The sequence below is a fragment of the Verrucomicrobiota bacterium genome (assembly GCA_016871495.1).
In the GTDB taxonomy this organism is placed as follows: Bacteria; Verrucomicrobiota; Verrucomicrobiia; order Limisphaerales; family VHDF01; genus VHDF01.
This window is the reverse complement of record VHDF01000147.1, coordinates 1-6038: the sequence shown is the minus strand read 5'-3', so window position 1 is coordinate 6038 and position 6038 is coordinate 1. Positions and strand designations below refer to the sequence as shown.

Annotated in this window: 4 protein-coding genes; 1 reads left to right on the top strand and 3 read right to left on the bottom strand. The window is 61.9% G+C overall.

Annotated elements, in window-relative coordinates; translation table 11 throughout:
* The 3 genes from FJ404_18965 to FJ404_18955 form a co-directional block, all read right to left on the bottom strand.
* On the bottom strand, positions 1 to 597 hold a 597-nt coding region (locus tag FJ404_18965), incomplete at its 3' end, for a restriction endonuclease subunit S (GenBank protein ID MBM3824933.1).
* Positions 598 to 694: 97 nt separating this feature from the next.
* Positions 695 to 1540, bottom strand: coding sequence for a KilA-N domain-containing protein (locus FJ404_18960; GenBank protein ID MBM3824932.1), 846 nt, complete (start codon positions 1538 to 1540; stop codon positions 695 to 697).
* Between the two features lie 73 nt (positions 1541 to 1613).
* Positions 1614 to 4136, bottom strand: coding sequence for a type I restriction-modification system subunit M (locus FJ404_18955; GenBank protein ID MBM3824931.1), 2523 nt, complete (start codon positions 4134 to 4136; stop codon positions 1614 to 1616).
* Positions 4137 to 4994: 858 nt separating this feature from the next.
* On the opposite strand from FJ404_18955, the gene FJ404_18950 reads away from it, so the two are divergent.
* On the top strand, positions 4995 to 6038 hold a 1044-nt coding region (locus FJ404_18950; protein MBM3824930.1), incomplete at its 3' end, for a hypothetical protein.

Sequence of the window (6038 nt, the reverse complement as noted above, 5' to 3'; positions counted from 1 at the left end):
GCGCTTCTTGGCGATGAGCCGGTCCAGCCCGCCCAGCAGCCCATCCACATCGCTCAACGCCTCCGCGATGGCGCGTTGTTCGGGCTTGGGCGGAACAACAAAGAGCAGGCCCAACAAATCCCGCGTGTAAATCGCGGCCACACTGGTCGTGCCCGTGGCCAGTGCCCGAAGGCGGGCGACTGCGCCAGCGGTGTTTAGCGCGTAGTTGGCGTATTCGGTGGAGCTGACTTCATTCGGGTCGAACTCCAGACGCATGAGGTTCGAGTTGTAGTAGGCGAGCGGAAGTTCATCGCGCCAGATTCCTACTTTGCCGACGAGTTCGAGCGTGTTCCGAGTGTTGAAAAGCACGTCGCCGTAAACAAGTCGGTGCTGGTTCTCTGGAGTCACGCCGGGCGTGATGAACTCCAGCTTCGACATCTCGAAATAGCCACGAGCGATGTTCCCCATTTTCATCAGGGGAAACGCTGACTCCGTGTCCTGATTCGGGTAGTTGCCGCCAAGCCTTCCTTTGGAAAGAATCGAGCGCAGTGGTTTTACTTCCCACTCCACCGGGATGACGCCCACCTCGGTCTGCTTGTAGGCGGGCTTCACTTCCATACCGCTCCCATCTTTTTGAGGTGTCCGTCCACGCGGGCGGCGAGCGCGGCCACTTCGTCGGTGAGCTGCGGCAGCGGCGTGGCGTAGCGTTCGGCGTTCACTGTTTTTCCACTTTCGGCGTTTCAAGCTGCCGCGCCGCAGCGCTGGCGGTGAGCACCTGCATCTGGCGAATGGCGATCTGGTTGAGCCGTTTGAGCCGTTCCCCCTGGGTCAGGCCCATGTGGATGAACTCGGCGTTCATGCCCTCCAGGTTGGCGAGCACCAGCAACTGCTCGATGGTGGCATGATCGCGCATGTTGCCGTCGAGCTTGGGATTGGTGTCGCGCCACTGCCGGGCCGTCCGGCCAAAGAGTGCCACGTTGAGGACGTCGGCCTCGTTGGCGTAGGTGATGGCGGCCTGCGCGGGCGTGACTTCGTCCGGGATGAGGCGCGCCTTGATGGCGTCTGTGTGGATGCGGTAGTTGAGCTTGGAGAGGGTGCGGTTGAGATTCCAGGCCAGGGAGAGGCGGCGGCCCTCGTCCTCCTTGAGGCGCTGGAATTCCTTGATGAGGTAGAGCTTGAACTCGGGGCTGAGCCAGGAGCCGAACTCAAAGGCGATGTCCTTGTGGGCGAAAGTGCCACCGTAGCGGCCGGCGCTGGCAAACAGCCCTTTGGCGCGGGTGCGGTCAATCCAGGACTTGGCGGAAAGGAAGAAACTGTTCCGGCCGGCCTCATTTCTAATTCCCTCGAATTCGAGGGAATTAAAACCCGGGTTGTGAATCTGCTCCCAGACGCCAAGGAACAGGACCGTGTCCTTGTTCTTGAGCCATTGCTCAATGAGCGCCCCGCCGCCCTCAAAATTCCGCACCATGTCCGTGAGCGAGATGTAGTCGCCGTGCTCTTTGGAGAGGATCGTGATTTCAGTTCCCTTGACTTCGATAGTGGATTTCCCGGGTTGGCTCATAAGCGCAGGACGTTGGCGTTTTCAACCCCGTCGAATTCGATGGGGTTAATTGTGGCAGATTCGCCATAGTTGTTCATGGCTTGAATCCCATCCGTTTCAAATGCCCGACGACTTTGGCTGCGAGTCCGCTGACTTCGCCTTCAAGCTGCGGCAGCGGCGTGGCGTAGCGTTCGGCCAGTTGGCGGATTCGCCCGGTGAGGGTTTGCGAGACGCGGTCGAGTTCGCCCTGCACGGCGGCGGTCAGCGTGCCCAGCCATTTGTCGTCCACCACGAGGGTCTTGATTTCGTCCTCGTTGAGCTTCGGGTAGCGGGCGGCGACCTTTTCGGTGAGGTCGTTTTGCGCGGCGGCCAGTTTGTCGGCGGTGGCGGCTTCCTGTTCCACGAGGGCGAGGTATTCCTTGAGCGCCTTGAGTTCGTCCGCCGCGTCGCTTTCGTCACCCTGGCCTTTGATTTCCTTGAGCCGGGCGGTGACGCTGGCCTTGGTGAGCTTGCCCTTGTCGTTGGCGGCGTCGGCGAGCAGACCTTCCTCGCCGCCGTGCTCCTCGGCCATTTCCTCCATCTGTTGCTGGAGCACGGCCACGTCGGCTTCCAGCTTTTCGAGGGCGGCCTGTTCGTCCGCATACCAGCGCCGGATGATGAGCGCGGGCGGGATGAGTTCGGCCTGGTATTTCTTTTTGCCGAGGGTGAAGTCGGGCCGGGCCTTGGTCTTCTTGTTCTTGTCCTCGACGATGAGCCGGGGTTGGGCGGCGTCGCGCCAGCCGCCTTCGGCGATGAGGTAGCAATCGTCCTGCATGGTGGCGGCCCAGTAATCCATGAGGTGCTGATACACGTCGTAGGCATCGAGCAGCGGGGCGGCCCGGAAGGTGGCGAGCAAATCCTCGGCGATGGTTTCGATGAGGGCCTTGGGATGGCTTGCCCTGAGCGACGTCGAAGGGCCGTCCTGGGCGAAGCCTTTCAGGCGCGGGAGCGAGGCGCTCTGCCATTTCTTGAACAGGCGGGTGACGGTCGCATTGAAGGCGGCGAACTCGGCGTGGCCGAGGATGGCGGATTTGAGTTCGGCTTGCGGGATGCGGAGGGCGGAGTAACCGGAGCGCCCCTCACCCCGGCCCTCTCCCCGCTCGCGGGGCGAGGGAGAAAACAAGACTGAGCGCACGCCGGGGATGATTTTCCAATACGGTTCGAGCGCATCGATGTCGCGGTTCGGGATGCCGCCGCGCAGGTGGGCGTCAATGTCCTGCAAATCCTCCGGCTCGGTGCTGTCAATGTAGCGCGGGAGGTTGAGGTTGTAGTCGTTCTTCGGGTCGGCGATTTCGCTGACGGGCACGAGGCGCGAGTAGCGCGGGAGTTCGGCCTGCCGGGTGAAGGTGTCCACGATCTTGTGGATGTCCTGCTCGCGGAGGCGGTTCTTGTTGCCGTCTTTGATGAAGCCCTTGGAGGCGTCCATCATGAAGATGGCTTTGCGGGCGTTCGCGCCTTCCTTGTCGAGCACGATGATGCAGGCCGGGATGCCCGTGCCGTAAAAGAGGTTCGCCGGCAGGCCGATGATGCCCCGGATGACGCCGCGCTGGACGAGATTCTGGCGAATGGCGGCCTCGGCGTTGCCGCGAAAGAGCACGCCATGCGGCAGGATGCACGCGCCTTTGCCGGCGGGCTTGATGGAGCGAAGGATGTGCAGCAGGTAGCCGTAATCGCCCTGTTTGCCGGGCGGGATGCCGTAGTGCTGGAAGCGTTGCCAGGGGTCGTGCTCGGCGTCGAGGCCGGTGCTCCAGCGCTTGTCGCTGAAGGGCGGATTGGCGACGACGTAGTCGAAGGTCTTGAGTGCGTCGCCGTCGAGGTAGAGCGGATTGGCGAGGGTGTTGCCCTGCTTGATTTCCGCCGTGGCGTAGTCGTGCAGGATCATGTTCATGCGGGCGAGGCCGGCGGTGGCGTTGTCCTTTTCCTGCCCGTAGAGCGTGACCTTCACGTCCTTGCCGCCGTGGCGCGCTTCATCGCCGATTTTCAGGAGCAGCGAACCCGAGCCGCACGTCGGGTCATAGACCGTGGTGTCGTTGCTGGTCTTGGCGTGGCGGATGCCGAGAATCTGCGCGATCATGCGGCTGACTTCGGCGGGCGTGTAGAACTGGCCCTTGCTCTTGCCGCTCTCCGTGGCGAAGTGCCGCATGAGGTATTCGTAGGCGTCACCGAGCAGGTCATCGCCATCGGCGCGGTTCTTGGAGAAGTCGAGGGCGGGATTCTCGAAGATGGCGATGAGGTTGGTGAGGCGCTCCACCATCTCCTTGCCGCTCCCGAGCTTGTTCGGGTCGTTGAAGTCCGGCATGTCGGACAACTGGTTCGCCTGGGCGAGCGGTCCGAGGATTCTTTTGTTAATCTGGTCGCCGATGTCGGACTTGCCCTTGAGCGCGACCATGTCGGCGAAGCTCGCGCCTTTGGGCACGGTGATGGCGGCGTAGGGCTGGCCGGCGAAGCGGTCGCTGACGTATTTCACGAACAGCAGGACGAGGACGTAATCCTTGTATTGGCTGGCGTCCATGCCGCCACGCAATTCGTCGCAGGAGGCCCAGAGGGAGGAGTAGAGTTCGGATTTTTTGAGGGCCATGAGTCAGGCGGGGAAAGGGGAGTTGCCAGCGAACTGGTCGGCGCTGCCCCAGAGGCGCTTTTCGAGGGTGGTGGCGGCGTCTTTTTCGGATGCGGCGATCCAATGCATCAGTTGGGGTGAGGATACCAAAGGGTTTGCCGGTTACCAAGCGCGGTTCTGCCGCTGGTGCGGGGCGGATCGCCGGCGGGTGTTCACGCCGCAGCCGCGGGCCATGAAACGGAACTTAACATTTCACCTTGCGGTGACATCACCGTTGCTTTCCGTGAAGAAGAAGCACGTCGTCAAGAGTCCGGCCAGGATGGTTCATGGCGCGCTTCCCAGAAGTTTTCCACTGACGGCCTGGCCGGCACATCGGTAGCCTGCGCCATGCGCACTCACGAAGATCAGGAACGCATTGGCGTCATCGGCCTTGGCGCTGCGCATCGCCTCGAACGGCACGGACAGCCGCGTCGGCTCGCTCACGGCGGAATGGGAGGTGCTGGCGCACGGCCACCTTCTTCGAGGTCCGAGCCGGACTTGCCTTCAACGCGTCAAGCGCGAGGACAAGCCGCGCCGGGTGTGGTTGAAGGTGTGTGGCTGGCGGTTGGTTGGAGAAGGAAGCGCGGAGCAACGAGTGGAGAGAGGTTGTGAGTTTCGCTGTTTACGTGGCCGCGGGTTGGCTGGATTCAGGGCACGAACGAATCGGCGCGAATCACGGTCAAACACAATCCAGTGCGGCGACCACTGAGTTTGAACGAAAGGCCTGCATGCGAATTCAACCTCCGTGGAAGTGCAAGCAGTGCGGACGACGCTTCGCGAACCGCAACCAGCCCGGAATCAAAGCGTGACTCTGCCGAGGGCTCCGGACATCTTGGGCGCGTGCCGAAAAGCAGGAAACTTCGTGGAGCCCTTGCACTGGTCCTGTCCCTGTGTCCGTTGTTACTCAAGGCGACGGAAACCCTGGGGGCTGAGGCGACCCCTCAGGCGAGCAACCAACTCGCTTGGACGAGCGGACGCCACAGTCTGGTCATCGATGGACGCGAACGCTTCTTCCTGCTGGACGTGCCACGGACGCTGAAGCCTGGTGCGGCGCTCATTCTGGTTTTTCATGGGTTCACTGGATCGGCGACCAATATTCGTGAACTCACCGGGTTCACGCCACTCGGAGAGAAATATGGTTTTGTCGTCGCCTATCCCGAAGGAACGCGGGATTCGAAGGGTCGCACATTCTTTCAGGTGGGCTATGACTTTCACCAGGACCAGCCGGTTGACGACGTTCACTTCGCACGAGTGCTGAGCCAACGCCTGGTGAAGGATCTCTCACTCGACAATCGGTCCGTGTTCTCGACCGGATTCTCGAATGGCGGTGACATATCGTTCCTGCTCGGCAGCCAGCCGGAACCTTGGGTTGCTGCCATTGCACCGGTCGCCGGAACCATGATGTCGAAATGGGCCAAGGATTTCCGCCCTGCGACGCGCATGTCAGTCCTGGCCGTGAATGTCAGGGACGACAAGACCACACTGTGGGCTGGAGATCCGAACAACCGGGATGGCTGGGGCGCGTATCGGGGCACGGAGAACGTCCTGGACCTATGGGTCAATGGACTTGCCCTGAACCGTGCCGTGACCACCGCAGTCAATGAGAACCTGCAATTGAAGCAATGGTCCAGGGCGTTGGATGATACTGAAGTCCGGTTGTACGAGCTCCGGACAGGCGATCATCATTGGCCGCCCAACCTCGGCGAGGCCGGGTTGACCACGGCCGGAACTATCTGGCGATTTTTCCAGAAGCATCGCCCAGCATCGACCGCGGAATCAACCGAAGAGCGCCGCAGCCCCCAGGGTCCGGGCACGAAGGTTCAGGGGTGGCTCTCGTCGGAGGACGGCACGGCCCGGCTCACACCGCAGCCGGCTCTCCAGTTT